The organism is Saccharopolyspora sp., from assembly GCF_017434145.1.
GTDB classification, from domain to species: Bacteria; Actinomycetota; Actinomycetes; order Mycobacteriales; family Pseudonocardiaceae; genus Saccharopolyspora_C; species Saccharopolyspora_C galaxeae.
In genome coordinates, this window is sequence record NZ_JAFRFW010000931.1 from 1 (window position 1) to 2,039 (window position 2,039).

3 protein-coding genes are annotated in these 2,039 nt (G+C 71.0%); 2 read left to right on the forward strand and 1 reads right to left on the reverse strand.

What is annotated here, in order from left to right:
• Window positions 1-941: dihydrolipoamide acetyltransferase family protein (locus IJH84_RS25160; RefSeq protein ID WP_295149787.1), on the forward strand; the 941-nt coding region annotated here is incomplete at its 5' end.
• A gap of 58 nt (window positions 942-999) precedes the next feature.
• Here the strand turns inward: IJH84_RS25160 and IJH84_RS25165 are convergent.
• A complete protein-coding gene (locus tag IJH84_RS25165) occupies window positions 1,000-1,224 on the reverse strand; it encodes a hypothetical protein (RefSeq protein ID WP_200067963.1) in 225 nt (74 codons plus the stop codon).
• Between the two features lie 492 nt (window positions 1,225-1,716).
• On the opposite strand from IJH84_RS25165, the gene IJH84_RS25170 reads away from it, so the two are divergent.
• On the forward strand, window positions 1,717-2,039 hold a 323-nt coding region (locus IJH84_RS25170), incomplete at its 3' end, for a DUF4232 domain-containing protein (RefSeq protein WP_295149790.1).

The following is a 2,039-nucleotide window of genomic DNA, read 5'->3' on the forward strand; positions in this document are numbered from 1 at the left end:
GCGCGATGCAGGGCGCCCCGGTGGCGTTGCAGGAGGAACCGGCCGCGAGCTGGTCCCCGCCGTCCAAGCGGGTCGAGCCGGAATCCGGCTCGGTTCCGCAGGCGAAGCCGCCGGTGCGCAAGCTCGCCAAGGACCTGGGCGTGGACCTGCGCGCGCTGACCGGGTCCGGCGCGGGCGGAGTGATCACCCGCGAGGACGTCGAAACGGCCGCGCGACCGGCACCCGCCGAACCCGCGACCGGAGCCCGGGAGCACCGGGTACCGATCAAGGGCGTCCGCAAGGCCACCGCCCAGGCAATGGTGCAGAGCGCCTTCACCGCACCGCACGTCACGGAGTTCCTCACGGTCGACGTGACGCCGATGATGCAGCTGCGCGAGCGGCTCAAGTCGGACCCGGAGTTCCGGGACGTGAAGATCACTCCGCTGGCGTTCGCCGCGAAGGCGCTGTGCCTGGCCGTGCGCCGGACTCCGGACGTCAACGCGACCTGGGACGAAGCCGCCGGTGAGATCGTCTACAAGGACTACGTGCACCTCGGGGTCGCGGCGGCCACCCCGCGCGGCCTGGTGGTGCCGAAGGTCCGCGACGCCGACGGCATGTCGCTGCGATCGCTCGCGGCTGCGCTGCAGGAGTTGACCACGACCGCGCGCGACGGCAAGACCGCGCCGGCGGACCTGGTCGGCGGCACGATCACGATCACCAACGTCGGCGTGTTCGGCGTGGACACCGGTACCCCGATCCTGAATCCGGGGGAGTCGGCGATCCTCGCGTTCGGCGCGGTCCGGGACCTGCCGTGGGTCGTCGACGGCCAGGTCGTGCCGCGCAAGGTGTGCCAGCTGGCGCTGAGCTTCGACCACCGGGTGGTCGACGGCCAGCAGGGCTCGCGGTTCCTCGCCGACGTCGGCGCGCTGCTCGCCGACCCGGGGATGGCGCTGACCTACTGACGCCGAAGGCCGGGTCCGCGCCGTTCGCGCGGGCCCGGCCCTGGTCAGCGGGGAGAGCTCAGTCCTCCTTGCGGCGGCGCCCGCCGGAGCGGGTGGCGCTCTTGGTCTGCGCTGCTTGACCGGACTGCGTCGCGGCCGCGGTGTCCTGCTGTTCGGACTCACCGGACTCGCCGCCGAAGTCGAAGCTGTGCGAGTCGAACTCGTGCACGTCGATCTCGGGCAGACCGCCGAGCTCGTTGTTCAGCTCGCCGAAGATCGGTGTACCTGGATCGGGCTTGTTCACCGCTTCGCCCTCCCATTTCGTTCTCGAAGCCGTGTTGCCGGTGCGGACGGCCGCCGCGCGGCGACGGCACAGGGCGCGAGGGGCTTCAGCAGCCAACGGCACGGCGCGGACCCACGCGTCCACTGTGCCGATCGAACGCGAACTGGTCCGTTCGCCTCGCGTCGACCACCGGCATTCATCCCTACGGGTGATGGTGATGAACCCTGCCATGATGCCTTCCATTCCGGCCGGAAGTCAGGCACCCCCCGGGATCTTGCACTCTCAAGTGCAACACCGCCCGGTGTTCGCCGATTCCCGGGAGTGGCGATCGCCACTGCTGCCAACCGGCCGACCGAGCCGCCGCGCATGCCGTTTCCTAGGACGTTTCCGCAGGTCGGATCGGAAGAAGTGTTCCACGTCACAGCGAGTCAACGTCGAGCACCCTCCGCGCATCACACGAATGTGTGGCGGTGCGGGGCACCGCCCCCAACTGACTTGAGGAGTGTGAGCGGAATGTTCAACAACAAGCGCAGCAGCACCGGCCGGATCGCCGCGATCGCCGGATCGGCGGTGCTCGCCGGCCTGCTGCTCGGCGGCACGGCGCAGGCCATGCCCGACGACCACCCGGGCTACGACCGCTACTGCACCGCGGACCAGGTCGACGTCGGCATCACGCCGCTCGACCACAGCACGATGCAGGCCGGCGCGGACGTGCAGTTCACCGCGAAGCCGGGCCAGAGCTGCCAGCTCGGCGGCGCGCCCGGGCTGACCTTCCTGGACGGGCAGGGCAAGCCGCTCGGCATCAGCACCGAGCGGGCGGGCGGCGACGCCGCGGA